General features: G+C 57.8%; 17 protein-coding genes and 1 pseudogene. All 18 read left to right on the forward strand.

The window, feature by feature from the left end; all coding sequences use genetic code 11:
* Positions 1-20: 20 nt before the first annotated feature.
* The 18 genes and pseudogenes from LKD70_RS14675 (at position 21) to LKD70_RS14760 (ending at position 18430) form a co-directional block, all read left to right on the forward strand.
* Complete coding sequence (locus tag LKD70_RS14675; RefSeq protein ID WP_001205019.1) at positions 21-815, forward strand: replication initiator protein A; 795 nt, start codon at positions 21-23, stop codon at positions 813-815.
* Entirely contained in the window at positions 812-1651 is an 840-nt protein-coding gene (locus LKD70_RS14680) for an ATP-binding protein (RefSeq protein WP_000200031.1), read from the forward strand. Before LKD70_RS14675 ends, LKD70_RS14680 begins: the two co-directional genes overlap by 4 nt.
* Positions 1652-1665: 14 nt before the next feature.
* A complete protein-coding gene (locus LKD70_RS14685) occupies positions 1666-1854 on the forward strand; it encodes a transposon-encoded TnpW family protein (protein ID WP_000427739.1) in 189 nt (62 codons plus the stop codon).
* A 111-nt stretch (positions 1855-1965) separates the two neighbouring features.
* Complete coding sequence (locus tag LKD70_RS14690; protein ID WP_000945966.1) at positions 1966-3585, forward strand: recombinase family protein; 1620 nt, start codon at positions 1966-1968, stop codon at positions 3583-3585.
* 85 nt (positions 3586-3670) lie between these two features.
* Positions 3671-3766, forward strand: a pseudogene (locus LKD70_RS18845) (Maff2 family mobile element protein); the annotation flags it as partial.
* 19 nt (positions 3767-3785) lie between these two features.
* Positions 3786-4655 carry a VirB6/TrbL-like conjugal transfer protein, CD1112 family gene (locus LKD70_RS14700; protein WP_227708653.1) on the forward strand — a complete coding sequence of 290 codons (870 nt, stop codon included), beginning with the start codon at positions 3786-3788 and terminating at the stop codon, positions 4653-4655.
* A 12-nt stretch (positions 4656-4667) separates the two neighbouring features.
* Positions 4668-5567, forward strand: a complete 900-nt coding sequence (locus LKD70_RS14705) for a radical SAM protein (RefSeq protein WP_227708654.1) — start codon at positions 4668-4670, stop codon at positions 5565-5567.
* A 4-nt stretch (positions 5568-5571) separates the two neighbouring features.
* Positions 5572-6009: a PrgI family protein gene (locus tag LKD70_RS14710; RefSeq protein ID WP_227708655.1), complete on the forward strand. Its 438-nt coding sequence runs from the start codon at positions 5572-5574 to the stop codon at positions 6007-6009.
* Positions 5945-8383 (forward strand): VirB4-like conjugal transfer ATPase, CD1110 family, encoded by a 2439-nt coding sequence (locus LKD70_RS14715; protein WP_407690983.1) that lies wholly within the window; start codon positions 5945-5947, stop codon positions 8381-8383. The genes LKD70_RS14710 and LKD70_RS14715 overlap by 65 nt, the downstream gene beginning before the upstream one ends.
* Positions 8384-8393: 10 nt before the next feature.
* Complete coding sequence (locus LKD70_RS14720) at positions 8394-9149, forward strand: hypothetical protein (RefSeq protein ID WP_227708656.1); 756 nt, start codon at positions 8394-8396, stop codon at positions 9147-9149.
* A complete protein-coding gene (locus LKD70_RS14725; RefSeq protein ID WP_227708665.1) occupies positions 9142-10164 on the forward strand; it encodes a DNA cytosine methyltransferase in 1023 nt (340 codons plus the stop codon). The genes LKD70_RS14720 and LKD70_RS14725 overlap by 8 nt, the downstream gene beginning before the upstream one ends.
* Positions 10161-12131 (forward strand): C40 family peptidase, encoded by a 1971-nt coding sequence (locus tag LKD70_RS14730; protein ID WP_227708657.1) that lies wholly within the window; start codon positions 10161-10163, stop codon positions 12129-12131. Before LKD70_RS14725 ends, LKD70_RS14730 begins: the two co-directional genes overlap by 4 nt.
* A gap of 15 nt (positions 12132-12146) precedes the next feature.
* Positions 12147-12602, forward strand: coding sequence for an XF1762 family protein (locus LKD70_RS14735; RefSeq protein WP_227708666.1), 456 nt, complete (start codon positions 12147-12149; stop codon positions 12600-12602).
* A 1-nt stretch (position 12603) separates the two neighbouring features.
* Positions 12604-12885: a DUF4315 family protein gene (locus LKD70_RS14740; RefSeq protein ID WP_227708658.1), complete on the forward strand. Its 282-nt coding sequence runs from the start codon at positions 12604-12606 to the stop codon at positions 12883-12885.
* Complete coding sequence (locus tag LKD70_RS14745) at positions 12875-14056, forward strand: CD1107 family mobile element protein (RefSeq protein WP_227708659.1); 1182 nt, start codon at positions 12875-12877, stop codon at positions 14054-14056. The genes LKD70_RS14740 and LKD70_RS14745 overlap by 11 nt, the downstream gene beginning before the upstream one ends.
* Positions 14053-16149, forward strand: a complete 2097-nt coding sequence (locus LKD70_RS14750) for a type IA DNA topoisomerase (RefSeq protein ID WP_227708660.1) — start codon at positions 14053-14055, stop codon at positions 16147-16149. The genes LKD70_RS14745 and LKD70_RS14750 overlap by 4 nt, the downstream gene beginning before the upstream one ends.
* Positions 16139-16678: a hypothetical protein gene (locus LKD70_RS14755; protein WP_227708661.1), complete on the forward strand. Its 540-nt coding sequence runs from the start codon at positions 16139-16141 to the stop codon at positions 16676-16678. The genes LKD70_RS14750 and LKD70_RS14755 overlap by 11 nt, the downstream gene beginning before the upstream one ends.
* A gap of 12 nt (positions 16679-16690) precedes the next feature.
* The gene (locus LKD70_RS14760; RefSeq protein ID WP_227708662.1) at positions 16691-18430 is read left to right on the forward strand and encodes an antirestriction protein ArdA; all 1740 of its coding nucleotides are present in this window, start codon (positions 16691-16693) and stop codon (positions 18428-18430) included.
* The last annotated feature ends 343 nt before the right edge of the window (positions 18431-18773 follow it).

Here is an 18773-nt window from a genome sequence, read left to right on the forward strand (position 1 = left end):
CCCCCGGAAATGCCGTCCTAATGCGTGACAAAGCCCAAAAACGACACAACACAGAGGGAGGTGATACTATCGCTGATTATATCAGGGCAGACACCACGCTGCCCGCCTATCTTCCATACCCCCGTTTCCTGCTGAAAATGGAGATTTCACAGACCGCCAAGCTGCTGTATGCGCTTTTATTAGACCGCTCCACCCTGTCACAGAAGAACGGCTGGCAGGACGGCGAGGGCAGGATATTCATTGTCTACCCCGTTGCGGAGATAGCGGAAATGCTGGACAAGGGTTGTACCGCCATCAAGGGAGCCTTGAAAGAACTGGACGCAGCCGGGCTTTTAGAACGGGAACGGCGGGGCTTCTCCGCACCCAATCGGCTTTATGTGAAAGTGCCGCCTGTCCCAGTGGTACGGTTTTCCGACCAACTGATGGCCGGAAAAGCGACCCTCATACAGTCGGAAAAGCGACCTTATGACGGTCGGAAAACCGACCCTATGATGGTCGGAAAACCGACCCCTAACAAAACTAATATAAACAACTTAATAGAGAACCAAACAATGAGAGCGAGTGGGGAGCCGCCCACAGCTTATGGCCGATATGAGAATATTTTTCTGTCAAAGGACGAATATGACGAGTTACAGGCAGAATACCCGGACAGGCTGGAACGGCTGATTGAGGAAATGAGCCATTACCTTGCCGCCAGCGGGAAAGCCTACCAGAATTATGCCGCCGCCTTGCACAGATGGGCGGCCAATGACAAAAAGGGAGCCGTAAAACAGGGCATCCCCGACTATACCTGTATGGAGGGAGAAAGCTTATGACAAGTGAAATCAAAGATATTTTGGAGAACATGACAACCGCCGCCCCGGAGATGGAGGACTATATCGGCGAGGACGGACTGCTTTACTGCGGAAAGTGCCATACGCCGAAAGAAGCCTACTTCCCGGAGGGTAAGGAGCTGTTTGGCCGTGACCGCCACCCGGCAGAGTGCGACTGCCAGAGAGCCGCCCGTGAGCAGCGGCAGGCCGCCGAGGAACACCGCCGCCATGTGGAAGCCGTGGAAAATCTGAAACAGAGGGCTTTTGCCGACTCAGCCATGCAGCAATGGACATTCGAGAACGACAACGGCAGAAACCCGCAGACCGGGATTGCCCGGCGGTATGCGGAGCATTGGGAAGAAATGCAGGCCGAAAACATCGGCTGCCTGTTCTGGGGGAACGTCGGCAACGGGAAAAGCTACCTTGCGGGCTGTATCGCAAACGCCCTCATGGAGAAAGAAGTCCCCGTATATATGACGAACTTCGCCGTTATCCTGGGCGACCTCTCTCCCGGCTTTACAGGCCGGAATGAGTATATTTCCCGCCTTTGCCGCTATCCGCTGCTTATCATTGACGACTTCGGCATGGAGCGTGGCACCGACTATGGACTGGAACAGGTATTCCATGTGATTGATACCCGATACCGCAGCAACAAGCCGCTGATCGCCACCACCAACCGCCCGCTGGACGAGTTGAAAAAGCCGACAGACACGGCCCATTCCCGGATTTATGACCGACTGCTGTCCATGTGCGTCCCGATACGCTTTACTGGCGTCAACTTCCGGCAGGAAACCGCAAAGCGGAAAATGGAAACCATGAAGAAACTGCTGGCTGAATGAAAGGAGTATTGCCTATGGAGAATATCAAGCAGCACGACCACCGTACCACCCGCCGCCCCGACTGCGTGACGGAAATCCGCATGGGGAATACCGTTCTTGTCGTGTCCGGCTTTTTCAAGAAAGACACCACCAGCACCGCCGCCGACAAGATGGCGAGGGTACTGGAAGCGGAAGCCGCTGCTACACAAAAAAAGGCGATTTGACAAGCTGTAAAGAAGCAGATTTATCACTTTTACCGCTGTACAGCCGCCCCTGTTCCGTGGTACAATGAAACCACGGAATAGTGGGGCTGGCTGTCGGAAACGGAGGATTTTATGTTAAGACAAGCCACCCAAAACCTCATTACCGCCCTTTATCCGAGATTGTCCCATGAGGACGAATTGCAAGGCGAGAGCAATTCCATTTCCAACCAGAAACGGATTTTGGAAGCCTACGCCAAGCAGAACGGCTTTACCAATCTGCGCTGGTACACCGACGACGGCTACTCAGGTGCGAACTTCCAGCGGCCCGGATTTCAAGCCATGCTTGCAGACATTGAAGCCGGGAAAGTCGGCACCGTCATAGTCAAGGACATGAGCAGGCTGGGGCGTAATTACTTGCAGGTGGGATTTTACACGGAAATGCTGTTCCCTCAAAAGGGCGTGCGTTTTATCGCTGTCAATGACAACGTGGACAGCGCAAACGGCGGCATGGACAATGATTTTACCCCTCTGCGGAACTTATTTAACGAATGGCTGGTGAGAGATACGAGCAAGAAAATCAAGGCAGTAAAGAAAGCAAAAGGCATGAGCGGCAAGCCTGTAACCAGCAAGCCAGTCTATGGCTATCTCATGGACAAGGACGAGAACTATATCGTTGACGAGGAAGCCGCCCCGGTTGTCCGGCAGATTTACCAGCTTTGCCTTGCGGGAAATGGCCCGACCAAGATTGCCCGTATGCTGACGGAGCAGCAAATCCCCACGCCGGGGACGCTGGAATACCGCAGGACGGGCAGCACCCGACGCTACCACCCCGGCTATGAGTGCAAGTGGGCGACAAACACCGTCGTCCATCTGCTGGAAAACCGGGAGTACACTGGCTGTCTGGTAAACTTCAAGACGGAGAAGCCCTCTTACAAGGTCAAGCACAGCGTTGAGAACCCCATCGAGAAGCAGGCTATCTTCCCAAATCACCATGAGCCGATTATCGACACGGAAACATGGGAGCGTGTGCAGGAGTTACGCAAGCAGCGAAAACGCCCGAACCGCTATGATGAAGTGGGGCTGTTCTCTGGTATGCTGTTCTGCGCCGACTGCGGCCATGTGCTGTATCAGCAGCGGTATCAGAACAAGAACCGCAAGCAGGACTGTTATATCTGCGGCAGCTACAAGAAGCGTACCCGTGACTGTACGGCACACTTTATCCGCACCGACCTTTTGACGGCGGGCGTGCTTTCCAATCTCCGGCAAGTGACGGAATACGCCGCCAGGCATGAGAGCCGCTTTGTAAAGCTGCTCATCCAGCAGAACGAAATCGGCGGCAAGAGAAAGACCGCCGCAGCCACGAAGCAGCTTGAACAGGCCCAGACACGCATTGCCGAAGTGAACCGCATTATCAAGCGGCTGTATGAGGACAATGTAAGCGGCAAAATCAGCGACGAGCGTTTCATGGAGCTGTCGGCGGACTATGAGCAGGAGCAGCGGGAACTGAAAGACCGGGCTGCCGCTTTGCAGGAGGAACTTTCCAAGTCGCAGGCCGCCACCGTCAACGCCGAGAAATTCATGGGGATTGTGAGAAAGCACCTTGCTTTTGAAGAATTGACCCCCACCCTCTTGCGGGAAATGATTGAGAAAATCGTCGTGCATGAGTGCAGCTATGACGAGAACGGCACCCGCAGGCAGGACATTGAGATTTATTACAGCTTTGTCGGCAAGATAGACTTGCCGGAAGCCTAACGCCTGACCTATCCGACACAGCCCTAAGTGCCGGATAGGAACGGCAAAATTTTTTACACTTCTATTACTTCTTTATCGCACATTAGCAAAGAGCCAGGGTATGAAACAGCTTATGGCGGGCGGCGGCGTTGCCCTGATCGGCATGACCCTTGTTCCTCTGCTAGCCGGGCTTTTCGGTTAAGCGCGGGGCGTGATCGCTTATGGGCGGCATACTCGACAAACTCGATGAATGGCTGCGCGGGCTGCTCACCGAGGGGATTACGGGAAACCTGTCGGGCATGTTCGATACGGTGAATACCAAAGTAGGCGAGATCGCCGGAGAAGTGGGACAGACGCCGCAGGCATGGAACAGCGGCGTCTTTTCCATGATCCGAAACCTCTCCGAAACGGTGATCGTCCCGATTGCCGGGGTTATCCTTACTTTTGTGATGTGCTATGAGCTGATCCAGCTTGTGGCAGAGAAAAACAACATGCACGACGTGGATACCTGGATGTTCTTCAAATGGATATTCAAGACCTTCTGCGCGGTGCTGATCGTAACCAATACATGGAATATCGTCATGGCGGTCTTTGATGTGGGCCAGAGCGTCGTCAACCAGAGCGCGGGCGTCATCATCGGGGAGACCGCCATTGACATTGACAGCGTTATCACGGATATGGAGGCGCAGCTGGAGGCACTTTCCACGGGGGAACTGTTCGGCCTGTGGTTCCAGTCCCTTTTTGTGGGGCTTACCATGAACGCCCTTTCCATCTGTATCATGCTGGTTATCTACGGCCGTATGATCGAGGTGTATTTGACGACCTCCATCGGGCCGATTCCCCTGGCGACCATGACCAACCGGGACTGGGCCTCTACCGGGCAGAACTACTTGAAGTCCCTGTTCGCCCTGGCGTTCCAGGCATTTTTGATTATGGTCTGCGTGGGGATTTATTCGGTCCTGGTACAGGGTATCGCCACGGACGGGAACCTCTCCGGGGCAATCTGGGCCTGCATGGGATACACGGTCCTTCTGTGCTTCGCGCTGTTCAAGACCGGCAGCCTCAGCAAAAGTCTGTTCGGGGCGCATTAAGGGGGTGCTGGATTGAAAATAGGACTGATTGACGTGGCCTCCCACAACTTTCCCAATCTCTGCCTGATGAAGCTCTCCGAGTACCATACACGGAGGGGCGACCGGGTGGAATGGTGGAACCCCGGCGGCCGCTATGACCTGGTGTATAAGAGCCGGGTGTTTACGGACACCTATTCCAAAGATGAAATCAACGTGAGCAATGCGGATGAAGTCATCCGGGGCGGCACCGGCTACGGGCCGGGCGGCGGGAACCTCCCTGATGAAGTGGAACATATCATGCCGGACTACTTTTTATATCCGCGGTTTTTAGGGACGGCTTACGGCTTTTTGAGCCGGGGCTGCCCCAGGAACTGCGGATTCTGTATTGTCAGCGGGAAAGAAGGCCGGAAAAGCGTGAAAGTCGCCGACCTCTCCGAGTTTTGGCGAGGTGAGGATGAAATCAAGCTGCTGGACCCGAACCTGCTGGCCTGCCCGGACCATGAATACCTCATTGAGCAACTGGTCCAAAGCCGCGCCTTGGTGGATTTTACCCAGGGGCTTGATATCCGGCTTGTGAACCGGGACAATATTTCCCTTCTGAACCAGGTGCGGACGAAAGCGGTCCATTTTGCCTGGGACAACCCGGACGAGGACCTGACGAGGCATTTTCGGCGTTTTGCGGAGATGACTTCCATTCGGAGCAGCCGGAACCGGCGTGTCTATGTACTGACCAACTACGGCAGTACCCATGAGCAGGACCTCTACCGGGTGTATACCCTGCGGGCGCTGGGATATGACCCCTATGTGATGATCTACGAGAAGCCGACCGCTCCTCGGATCACCCGGCACCTTCAGCGGTGGGTGAACAACAAACGGATTTTTCACAGTGTAAAAGATTTTAAGGATTACAGGCCAGTAAAGAAGGAGGATTGATAGATTGGCGTATGTAACGGTCCCGAAGGACCTGACAAAAGTAAAATCCAAAGTGATGTTCGGGCTGACGAAACGGCAGCTCATCTGTTTTGGGACGGCGGTACTGATCGGAGTGCCGCTTTTCTTTTTGCTCCAGAGGACGGCGGGGTCCAGTACCGCCACGTTCTGTATGATCGTGGTCATGCTGCCCCTGTTCCTTCTGGCAATGTATGAACGGCATGGGCAGCCGCTGGAAGTGGTCGCGGCCCAGATCATCCAGACGGTTTTTCTCCGTCCTAAGGAGCGGCCGTACCAGACCGATAACTTCTATGCCGCCCTGGAGCGGCAAATCCAGGTGGAAAAGGAGGTGCGCAGGATTGTTCGCAAAGCTCAGAGGACTGTTCCAAAGGAAAAAGCCGGAGGCGGCCCCGGAAAAGGCGGGGCGGAAACTCACCGCCGCTGAACGGCGGGAGATACGGAAGGTCATTGAAGCGGCAAAGGGCGACGGAAAGCCCCATTCGGCCCAGGACACCCTTCCCTTCCGGCAGATGTACCCGGACGGGCTGTGCCGGCTGGATGATACGGCCTGGAGCCGCTGCATTGAGTTTGAGGATGTGAATTACCAACTGGCGGGCCAGGACGACCAGACGGCGATCTTTGAGGCCCTGTGCGATATGTATAACGCCCATGACGCCTCTATCGGCATGGAGCTGACCCTTATATGCCGGAAGGTGAACCGGGCGGATTTCCGGAAACGGATCGAGATCGCCGCCCAGGGGGACGCCTTCGACGGGGTACGAGCCCTTTATACGGAAATGCTCCGGGCGCAGCTGGAACACGGCAACAACGGCATGGTAAAGACAAAGTTCCTGGTGCTGACGGTTGAGGCGGGAGATATCCGCACCGCCAGGGCCCGGTTCTCCCGGATCACCCTGGACGGGCTGGGCCATTTCAAGGCCATGGGTGCGCTGGCAAAGGCGCTGGACGGCCGGGAGTGGCTGGAGGTGCTGCATGGCGTCCTCCACCCGGACGGGGAGCGGTTCTCCTTTGAATGGGAGTGGCTGGCGCCTTCCGGCCTCCATGTGAAGGACTTTATCGTCCCTTCCTCCTTCCGCTTCGGCGAGGCCAGGCGGTTCCGGATGGGGGCAAAATACGGCGCGGCCAGTTTTTTACAGATCACGGCGCCGGAGCTCAATGACCGGGTGCTGGCCGACCTGCTGGATACGGACAGCTCCATTTTCGTGAGCCTGCATATCCGCAGCATGGACCAGAATGAAGCCATCAAGACCGTCAAGCGCAAGATTACGGACCTGGACAGCATGAAGATCGACGCCCAGAAACGGGCGGCCAGGGAAGGGTTCGATATCGACATCCTCCCTTCCGACCTTGCCACCTACGCGGGAGAGGCGAAGAACATCCTCCGGGATTTGCAGAGCCGCAACGAAAGGATGTTCCTTATGACCTTCCTGGTGGTGAACGTGGCGGACACCCGGCAGAAGCTGGAAAACGATATCCTCCGGGCGTCCAGTGTGGCGCAGAAGCATAACTGCCATCTGGTGCAGCTGGACTTCCAGCAGGAACAGGGCTTTGTGTCGGCGCTGCCGCTCGGCGTCAACCAGGTAAAGATTCAGCGGGGGCTTACCACTTCCTCCGTGGCGATCTTCGTCCCTTTTATCTCCCAGGAGCTTTTCCAGAGCGGCGAGGCGCTGTATTACGGCCTCAATGCCACTTCCGGCAACATGATCCTGGCGGACCGAAAGCAGTTAAAGACGCCCAACGGCCTGATCCTGGGTACGCCGGGCAGCGGCAAGAGTTTTTCAGCAAAACGGGAAATCCTCAACGTGTTCCTGGTGACAAAAGACGATATCATCATCTGCGACCCGGAGGCGGAATATTTCCCGGTAGTACACCGGCTGGGCGGCCAGGTCATCAAAATATCGCCGACCAGCAGCCAGTATGTGAACCCCATGGATATGAGCCTCAACTACTCCGAGGATGACAACCCCCTTGCCCTGAAAAGTGATTTTATCCTCTCCTTCTGCGAACTGGCGGCAGGCGGCCGGAACGGGCTGGAGCCGGTGGAAAAGACGGTGATCGACCGGGCGGTCCGCACTGTCTACCGCCCTTACCTGGCGGACCCGAAGCCGGAGAATGTCCCCATCCTGGAGGACCTGTATGACGAAATCCTGCGGCAGCCGGAGCCGGAGGCGAAACGGATCGCCGCCGCCCTGGAGCTGTATGTGCATGGCAGCCTGAATGTCTTTAACCACCGGACCAACGTGGATATCAACAACCGCCTGGTCTGCTTTGATATCAAGGAGCTGGGGAAACAGCTGAAAAACCTGGGGATGTTAGTCATCCAGGACCAGGTATGGAACCGGGTGACGGTGAACCGGAGCGAGGGGAAATCCACCCGCTACTATGTGGACGAGTTCCACCTTCTGCTGCGGGGCGAGGTAGGTTCCTGGAGCGTGGAGATTTGGAAACGCTTCCGCAAATGGGGCGGCATCCCCACGGGGATCACCCAGAATATCAAGGACCTTTTAGCCTCCCCGGAGATCGAGAACATTTTTGAAAACAGCGATTTCATCTATCTTTTGAACCAGGCGAGCGGGGACCGGAAAATCCTCTGCGAGCGGCTGAACATCTCCACCCAGCAGGCGGCGCATATCAGCAACGCGGGACCGGGCGAAGGCCTGATCTTCTTCGGGAACGTGATCCTGCCCTTCGCGGATAACTTCCCCCAGGACAACGAGCTTTACAGTATCATGACGACCCGCTTATCCGACCTGTCGGATCAGTCCCGCCCCGGCGAGACCGCGGCGGAAACAGAATGAGGAGGACACAATGGAAAATAAGAAAAACCGGTATGTGATCGGGAAAAACGTATATGAGAAGCACATCGACGATGAAGTACACCTGTACGGGCTGCTCCATCAGCTGGCGGCCCAGGCGGAGCGGATCAGGGACGAGGAAGATGTATTCCACCTTCTGGACGCCGTGAAAAAATACGGGGCAATCGCCGATGAAATGTTTGACGGCTGGGGTATCCCCGGCCGTTACCTGGTATTCGGGGAGAAAAAGGACCTGGAGGGCCTTCGGGAAAGGGAGCTCACAAAGCTGTCCGATATCCTGGCGGAGCATGACGCGGCAAATATGTCAAAGGCCCTGGAACAGGCGTCCTGGAACCTGCCCTACATCATCCACGGCAGCAGCTTCCGCCTGCTGGTGGGCAGTATCTTTGAACTGCTGGCCCGCTACTGCTCCCTGAAACGGCGTATCCAGGAAGTCAGAACGGAGAAGGATTTCCTCCGCCTGCAGAAGCAGACGGCAAAGGAGGGCGATACGGTTCCCCGCCTGTGCCGCTCCTGGGGCGTCCCGGAGGGGGAGGAAATGACCTCCCATGACGTTTTGGAGCGGGCGATCCGCAGAAAGCACTTGATCCCGGTGCGCGAGGCGGACCTGGTCCTGGTCTGCGGGGAGGACGGCCCCGATGACCAGGAGGGCTTTGAGGATTCGGAAGGCATGGACCTCCCGGATGACTTTGACGACCTGGATGGCTATGATGAACCGGATGATCCCGGCGAGGGCTGGGATGAATGAGCTGACCCATGTGAGCCTGTTTTCCGGCATTGGCGGCCTGGACCTGGCGGCGGAGGCGGCAGGTTTTAAGACCGTCTGCCAGTGCGAATGGGCGGACTATCCCTATTCCGTCCTGGAAAAGCACTGGCCGGAAGTCCCCAGGTTCCGGGATATCACCACATTCACGAAGGAGGCGTTTTTTGAGAAAACAGGACTTGAGACAGTCACCATCATCTCCGGCGGCTTCCCCTGCCAGCCCTTCTCCACCGCAGGAAAGCGGAAGGGCTTTGCGGATGAACGCTACCTGTGGCCGGAGATGTGCAGAGTTATTACCGAGCTGCGGCCCGCTTACGTGCTTGGGGAAAATGTTGCTGGCTTCATCAATATGGGGCTCGACAAAACGATTTTTGACCTGGCAAAGGCGGGATACGCTGTTCTCCCATTCGTATTTCCGGCTTGCGGCGTCGGCGCATGGCATGAGCGCCAGAGAACTTTTATCGTCGCGGCTGATGTTTCCCACGCCCCTTGCCTCCGACAAGGGGACCGCCAGGGACGCGGCAGGCCTGGATGTGTTCCTGTCCGACGGCGGGATTTTCCGCAAGAGGAACAAAAACGGGGCGATCTGGAGCCTGAGCCTTTCGGCGGCGGTGTTCTACCTGACCCCGGTGGTGTCGGACGGGTTCCACTCGACGCTGAAACCATCAGCCTACGATCCGGCGAAGCACAATGGAAACCTGTCGGCACAGGTGATCTTCCAGGAGAAACCGGTATCGGATACGGCGGCACTGAACCCGGACTGGGTGGAATGGCTTATGGGATTCCCGAAAGGATGGACGGACGTATCCTCTGGGAGCGGGAGCCGGAAGGAGTCCCCCGCATGACCGAGCGCATGGACGGGCGGGCCCTGCGGCTGAAAACCCTGGGGAACGCGGTCTGCCCGCCCCAGGCCTATCCCATTTTCCACTATATCGCGGCGATTGAGACCGGCGCCTGTGCCGGTATCTGTCCCTACGGAAAGGCAGGTGATGACGGATGAAGGAATTAAAAGCAGCCGATAAGGTCACCCAGAGGATGACCCATGACGGCGCGGTGCAGGAAAACCTTGCCACGGGCGAGGTGACAAATATCAGCAGCCGGGAGGCCGAGGCGGATTTCTCCCCTTCGGAGGAACCGGCGGCCGCAGCGGAGTCCGCGGCGGAACATATTGCAGCCGCACACGGGCAGAGGCAGGCGAAGAAAGCGGCGACGGCCGAAGCGGATACTCTCCGGGAAGGTTCTGCCGCAGGGCAGCGCCCTTCCTCCCGCCTGCAGTTTACCGAGGAAGAACTTGCGGACCCCGGCCTGCAGAAATACATCCGGCGCTCCGACCGGGCGGCGGATAGGCTGGACGCGGCAAAAGAGGCGGTCCCGAAAAAGAAGGTTCTGAAAACGGAACGGGTTTTTGATGAAACGGCAGGCCGCGGGAAAACCCGTCTCCGCTTTGAGGAAGTGGAGAAGAAACCGAACGGCCATCTGCGGCACAACCCGCTCTCCCGCCCGGCCCAGGAAGTCCTTCTGACCGCCCACAATGAAGTCCATAAAGTAGAACAGGAAAATGTGGGCGTGGAGGCCGGGCACAAGGGCGAGGAACTGGCGGAGCGCGGCCTTTCCTATGGGAAAAGCAAAGTACAGGCCGGCCTCCGGCAGCGCCGGATGAAGCCCTGGCGGGACGTGTCAAGGGCGGAACGGGCTTCTGTCCGGGCAAACGCCGATTTTCTCTACCAGAAGGCGCTCCATGAGGACCCGGCCCTGGCCGCCTCCAACCCGGTCTCCCGGTACCTGCAGAAAAAGCGTATCCAGAGGAACTATGCCAAACAGGTGCGCCAGGCAGGGAAAACGGCGAAGGATACGGCGGCCGCCACGCAGAGCGCAGCCAGGCGGGCAAAGGAGGCGGCGAAAAAATCCCTGGTGTTCATCCGCAGGCACAGCAAAGTGGTCCTGCTGGTGGTGGGGATCGGCGCCTGTGTAGGCCTCCTGTTCGGCGGGATGTCCTCCTGTTCCATGATGGGCGGCTCCGGCGTAGGCGGCGTGTTCCTGTCCTCTTATCTCTCCGAGGACGCGGACATGCTGGCGGCGGAGGCGGCCTATGCGGGACTGGAGGCGGACCTTCAATATGAACTGGACAACTATGAGTCCCTGCACCCCGGATATGACGAATACCGTTTTGACCTGGACACCATCGGCCATGACCCCTATGTACTGATCTCCATTCTGTCGGCGCTCCATGAAGGGGTGTTCACGATGGACGAGGTACAAAGTGAGCTGCAGACGCTCTTTGACCGGCAGTATACCCTGACCGAGACGGTGACGGTGGAGGTCCGCTACCGGACGGAGACCCGGACAGACAGCGAGGGCAACGAGTATGACGTGGAGGTGCCCTACAACTATTATATCTGTACTGTGACCCTGGAAAATTTTGACCTGTCCCATCTGCCGGCCTACCTGATGGACGAGGAACAGCTGTCTTTGTACGCCGCCTATATGTCCACCCTTGGCAACCGGCCGGATCTGTTCGGGACGGCGGAGTATCCCAACGCCTCCACCTTAAAGGAGCCCACTTACTATGACATTCCTCCGGAGGCCCTGGAGGATGAAACCTTCGCGGCCATGATCGCCGAGGCGGAAAAATACCTGGGCTACCCGTATGTGTGGGGCGGATCGTCCCCTTCCACCTCTTTTGACTGTTCCGGCTTCGTGAGCTGGGTCATCAACCATTCCGGCTGGAGCGTGGGACGGCAGACCGCCCAGGGGCTTTATGACCTCTGCACCCCGGTATCCGGCGCCCAGGCAAAGCCCGGCGACCTGATCTTTTTTGTGGGGACCTACGACACGGCGGGCGTCTCCCATGTGGGTATCTATGTGGGCGGGGGAATGATGATCCACTGCGGGGACCCGATTTCCTACGCAAACATCAATACGAGTTATTGGCAGGCTCATTACTTTAGCTTTGGCCGTTTACCCTGATTGGAGGTGAATATCATACTTACTTTACGGCCGGTATCTCTGGCAGACGCCAATGCCTTTGTTTCTCTCCATCACCGCCATCATAAGCCGGTCCGGGGGCACAAATATTCCCTGGGATGTATGAAGGACGGGCAGCTTGTAGGAGTAGTGATTACCGGGCGGCCTGTCAGCCGGTATCTGGATGACGGGCTTACCCTGGAAGTCAACCGTCTGTGTACGGACGGCACCCGAAACGCCTGCAGTTTCCTTTACGGAGCAGCGGCGCGGGTAGCAAAAGCCATGGGATACCACAAAATCATCACCTACATTTTGGATACAGAGGACGGGACCAGTCTCCGGGCGGCAGGCTGGTCCTGTGCAGGACTGGCCGGGGGAAAGGAATGGACAGGCAGACGTAAGCCTGCCGAGCCTCTGTACCCGGCGCAAATGAAATATCGTTATGAAAAAAATTTGGATGGAAAGGAGCCTTGATATGGCAACGATTGAGAAAATCCGCAATGACATTGCGAAAACCAAAGACAAGATCGCGGACCTCCAGAAGAAGCAGCGGGCATTGGAGGCCCAGCTTGCGGAGGAAGAAAACCTGGAGATCGTCCGCATGGTAAAAGCGGTGAAGATGGACAACAAGGAGCTGACCGCCTTCCTGAAAGCCTATGCCAGCGGCCTGATCACGCTGCCGGAGGACATGATGGCGGAGGACAGCGGGGACCAGGAGGAACCTGCGGAAATGGAGGGATACGAGGATGAAGCGTAAAGGATTTTTGCGGATGGCGGCTGTTTTTCTGGCAATGGCGCTGTGCGTCACGGGCTTTTCCGTGACCGCCCTGGCCTCCGGCGGGGAGGATACCGCCGAAGTGACCGGAGGCATGGAGCCTGACCGTTCGGAAAGCGCGGCTGCAGAGAGTGATACAGAAGAAACCGGAGATATGGAGGAACCGGCGTCTGATGAAGGAGCTGGCAGCGGCACCGAGGCGGCTGACGGCGATATCCTGGAGCAGATCACCGCCCTGCTTGGTGGCCTGGGGGATGTATCTGCTGACGGCGACGGTATCCGGATCACGGTGGACGAGGGCGGGAGCACCCAGACCGGGACCGTGACGACCGGCGGCGGAAACTTAAATGTCCGTACCGGGGCAGGGCTTGACAACGAGGCTTTCACCCAGCTTCCCAACGGGACGCAGGTGGAAGTGACCGGGACGGAAGGGGAATGGATCAAAGTCCTCCTGCCGGGGCGGGAGGGCTATGTCCATTCGGATTACCTGGCTGTCAGCAGCGGCGATCCGGGCGGGACTTCCTTCACCTTGGACGGGGAGGAACTTTCCTCCCTGCTGGGACAGTTTACAGGCGGCGGGAACGGTGCTGCCCTGACCCCGGATGGGAACCTGTCCCTGGTTGACGACATTGGCAGCGGTGCCCAGGCAGGCAAGCAGTTTATCACGCTCACGACCAAAGCCGGGAATGTCTTTTACCTGATTATCGACCGGGACGATGAGGGCGAGGAAACCGTCCACTTCTTAAACCAGGTGGATGAGGCGGACCTTCTGGCGCTGACCGAGGACGGGGAGAAAGCAGAAACGCCCATTGTCTGCACCTGTACGGAGAAATGCGCGGCGGGAGCTGTGGATACCTCCTGCCCGGTGTGCGCCTCCAACATGACCGAGTGTACCGGGCCGGAACCGGAGCCGGAAGAAACCGCTGAACCGGAAGAACCTGCGGAGAAAGAAGGCGGCGGGGCCGGGATGATCGTCCTGGCGGTGCTGCTCCTGGCGGCTGGCGGCGGCGCGGCCTTCTATTTCCTGGTGCTGAAACCGAAGCAGAAAACAAAAGTACCGTCTGACCTGGATGACCTGGACCTGGAGGATGAAGAACTGGAGGACGATGAATACCTGAAGGATGATGAAGAGGAAACGGAGGATAGCAAATGAAACTGATTATCTGTGAGAAACCGAGCGTTGCAAAAAGCGTGTCGTCGGCCCTGGGTGCGAAATCCAGGGCCGATGGCTTTTATGAGGGGAACGGCCTCCTTGTATCCTGGTGCGTGGGGCACCTGGTATCCCCAATGGACGCGACCGGATATGACCCCGGCTATAAGAAGTGGAGCTATGACGACCTGCCGATCCTGCCGGAACCCTTCCGCTATGTGCTGGCGCCGGGCAAGGAGGACGCTTTTGAAAACCTCCGCGCCCTGATGGGCCGCCCGGATGTGGATACGGTGGTCAATGCCTGTGACGCGGGACGGGAAGGGGAACTGATCTTCCGTCTGGTGTATGAAATGGCCGGCTGCACAAAGCCCATCCTGCGCCTCTGGATTTCCTCGATGGAGGACGCGGCGATCCGGGAGGGCTTCCGGAACCTCCGGCCCGGCGCGGACTATGACGCCCTGTACCAGTCTGCCCTCTGCCGCCAGAAAGCGGACTGGCTGGTGGGGATCAATGCCACGCGGCTTTTCTCCGTCCTCTACCACCGCACCCTGAATGTGGGCCGTGTCCAGACCCCTACCCTGGCTATGCTGGCGGACCGGGACTGGAAGATCACGAGCTTCAAAAAGGAGAAATACCATCATGTGCGTCTGACCGTAGGCGGAGCCGAGGCCGTTTCGGAGAAGATCGTTTCCCAGGAGGACGCCCAGGCCGTACAGGCGGCGTGCGCGGGAAACACGGCTGTCTGCACCTCTGCCACACGGGAGCAGAAAAAGGAACAGCCCCCGAAGCTCTACGACCTGACGACTTTGCAGCGGGAGGCCAACCGGATGTTCGGCTACACGGCAAAGCAGACCCTGGACTATGCCCAAAGTCTGTATGAAAAGAAGCTGCTGACCTATCCCCGGACGGACAGCCGACACCTGACCTCCGACATGGCGGAGACGGCTTCCGGTATCCTCCATCTGGCGGCGAAGGTGCCGCCCTTTGACGGCTGCGCCGATTTCGTCCCGGATGTGGAGGCCCTGATTTCCGATCAGGATGTATCCGACCATCACGCCATCATCCCCACAATGGAGATGGAAAAGGCGGATGTGGGAGCCCTGCCCGTGGGGGAACGCAATCTGTTCCTTCTGGTCTGCTGCAAGATGTTGTGCGCGGCGGCGGAGCCCCATGTCTATGAGACGGTCACGGCTGCCTTTGACTGCGGAGGATATTCCTTCACGGCAAAAGGAAAACATGTGGTTTCCGAGGGCTGGCGGGAGATTGACCGTATTTTCCGATCCTTCCTGAAGGAAAAGCCCGCGGACGGGGACGGTGGAGGCAGCCTTCCCGATGTCAAGGAGGGGCAGACCTTCGAGGGTGTGGAGGCTGCGGTTACGGAGCACTTCACCTCACCGCCGAAGCCCTACACGGAGGATACCCTTCTGTCGGCCATGGAGAACGCGGGCAAAGAGGATATTCCGGACGAGGCGGAACGGAAAGGCTTAGGAACCCCGGCGACCAGGGCGGCTATCATTGAGAAGCTGGTGGCGGCCGGGTTCGTGGAGCGGAAAGGCAAAAGCCTGATCCCCACAAAGGACGGGATCAACCTGGTCACGGTCCTGCCGGAGCCGCTGACCTCCCCCATGCTCACGGCGGAGTGGGAGCAGAAATTGACCGAAGTTGCAAAAGGGAGCGCCGATCCGGGCGGATTTCTGGACGGTATCCGGGATATGGTGCGGGAGCTGGTGCAGACCTATTCCCATATCTCCGAGGAAGGGCAAAAGCTGTTTGCCCCGGAGAAGGAAGTGATCGGTGTTTGTCCCCGCTGCGGCAGGCCGGTCTATGAGGGGAAGAAAAACTTCTCTTGTTCGGACCGCTCCTGCGGGTTCGTCCTGTGGAAGAATGACCGCTTCTGGACCTCCCGCAGAAAAGAGCTGACAAAGAAGATGGCGGCGGACCTCCTGAAAAAGGGCCGTACCAATGTGAAAGGGATGTGGTCGGAAAAGAAGGGCACTGCCTATGACGCGGCGGTGATCCTGGACGACACGGGCGGCAAGTACATCAATTTCAAGCTGGAATTTCCAAAAAGAAAGGGTGGTGGCAATGGCAGATAAGACAATCCCTGATTTTGTTTTCCCTCCCGGCGGTGAAAAGCCGGATATGAGCCGGGACGATCTGGCGGCGGTGGCGGAGGCTGTCGCCGCCCTCTCCCCGGAGGACCGGACCCTGCTTGCGGCGGTCCAGGCGTCCCCGTTCCGCCTGACTGCGGCGGAACAGTTCCTGGAATTTCCGGACAACATTGATTTCTTCGTCCTGGAGCCCCAGGTGAAACAGATGGAGGACCTGGGATGGCGGTACCTGGAGCAGCACCTTGACCTGGAGCTGACCCCGGAGCTTCGGGCGGCCATCGACCCGGTCCCCTTCGGCAGGCAGGCCATGGAGGAAGATCGCGGGTGTTTTACGCAGTACGGATATCTGTCCCTCTCCGGGGACGAGTGGCAGCATGAGCAGGCCGCGGAGCATGGACGCAGGGAGGCGGAGAAAAAGCCTTCCATCCGGGAACGGCTGGAACAGAGCAAAAAAGAATGTGCGGGAAAAGACAGGGCGCAGCCTGTAAAGGATAAGTCTGCGCCGGAGTTGTAAGGAGGTGCCGGTATGCCGCAATTTGAATATGACAAGGATTATCCCTTTGCCGCCTTCATCACGAACCTGGGAAAGTATAACGAGGGGGAGCTTGTGGGCGAGTGGGTGAAGTTCCCGACCACCGCCGAGGAACTGAAAAAAGTATTTGACCGGATCGGGATCGGCCAGAAGAACGATTTCGGGCAGCCCTATGAGGAATGGTTCATTACGGACTATGACTGCTATGTAGGCGCCCTCTATGACAAGCTGGGCGAATACGAAAACCTGGACGAGCTCAATTACCTGGCGTCAAAGCTGGATGAAATGGGCGAAGGCGAGTACGCGCAGTTCCAGGCGGCCATGGAGGTGGGCGACCATTCCGGCAGCCTGCAGGAGATCATCAACCTCACGGACAACCTGGACTGCTATGACCTGTACCCGTCCATCCAGGACTATGACGACCTGGGCCGGTATTACATCGACGAGCTGGACGCCATGCAGGTGCCGGAACATTTGCGGAATTACATTGACTATGAGGCATACGGGAGGGATGTTGCCCTGGAGGAAGGCGGCGATTTCACCGACCTGGGCTATATCCGGGATACCGGGAGCTCCTTCCATGAGTATTATGACGGCGAGCCCGGCAGTATCCCGGAGGAATACCGGGTGATGGCCTTCCAGGATGATATCCCGGAAGAAGAACTGTCCGAGTGGGCAATGGATATCGCCTACGATATGGATGAATTTTTTCGGCAGTGCGATCCGCAGTACGCGGCGGAGCACCCGGAGGAACACGCGGCGAAAGAGGAAATTTATGAAAACCTGATGGCGGGCCGCATTTCGTCCCTGGATGAAAAGCTGGCGGACCTGGGGCAGACCCGGGACGATTACCTCCCTTCGGAGCTGGAGAAGTTCAAGGAGACCAGCGGGTATGAGGAAGTTTTGGATATGGCCCCGGAGCCCACGCCGGATGACCGGGAGACCGGCGAGACGGTACGCACGCCCAGGGGAACCTTCTATGTGACAGACATGAGCCGGGAACAGATGGAGGCGGCCGGGTACGGTTTCCATCATCAGTCGGAGGATGGGAACTATCTCATTATGGGAAACGGCAGCCGGGCCTTCGCCATCCGGAACGGTGAAGCGCAGGAACACGCGGCGCCGGAGAAGATGACGGTTCTGGTGGTGGAGCCCAGGAAGGAGCCCTATGTGAAGGAGATCGACCCCGGCCTCCGTTCCCTGCAGGCGGAGGTAGGAGGCGACATTGGGGCCGCATATCCCTTCCGGGACCCAGTGGCCCTGGTCTGCAATGATGAAGGAAAGCTCATTGGCCTGGACTTAAACCGTGGCCTGCGGGATGAAAATGGGGAGCTCTATGATATCATGGCAGGCACCTTCCTGGTGGTCGGGCTTGGTGAGGAAGATTTTGCCTCCCTGTCCCCGGAACTGGCGCAGAAATACATGGAACACTTCCGGCAGCCGGAACAGTTCATCAGCCTGGGCGGGCAGATCATAGCGGTCCCCGTGGAGCCGGAAAAGGACAATCCCCTGCGCACTGCGGAAATGACCCTGGAGGACGACTACGGCATGATCGACGGGGTTATCAATAACGGCCGCCGCGGGGAGGAAACGGAGAAGGCAGCGGAAAAGGGGGCGGAGAAAAAGCCCTCCATCCGGGAGCGGCTGGAGGACGCAAGAAAGGAATGTTCGGAACACAGACCGCCGGAGAAGGGGCGCCCCGGCCGGGATATCCCGGAGCATGGCAGCCTATGAGCAGGAGCAGGAAATGGCGGAGGGAATGGGCCTTCTTTCTGGGGGAGAACGGCCGCCGCCAGTATAATAAAATATGCAGGGGATGTGTCCATCCCTGCAAGCAGAGTTTCCGGGCGATCCTTGTTGCCTGCCCCCATTACGAGTCCATGCGCTCAAAAAAATGTGGGAATTAGGGTTGAATATGAGTAAGTAGGTAATCATCCGTACCTTGACAAATGAGTATTCCGTGGCTTCAGAGCCACTCAATCCGTTACAGAGAGCCATCCATTCCGAACGATAGAGCCACCTGAATTATAAGGGCAATCCGCTGTTGAGAGCCACCTCTTGAAGCAATACAATCATC

This window comes from Ruminococcus turbiniformis, assembly GCF_020687545.1.
Lineage (GTDB): Bacteria > Bacillota > Clostridia > Lachnospirales > Lachnospiraceae > Mediterraneibacter > Mediterraneibacter turbiniformis.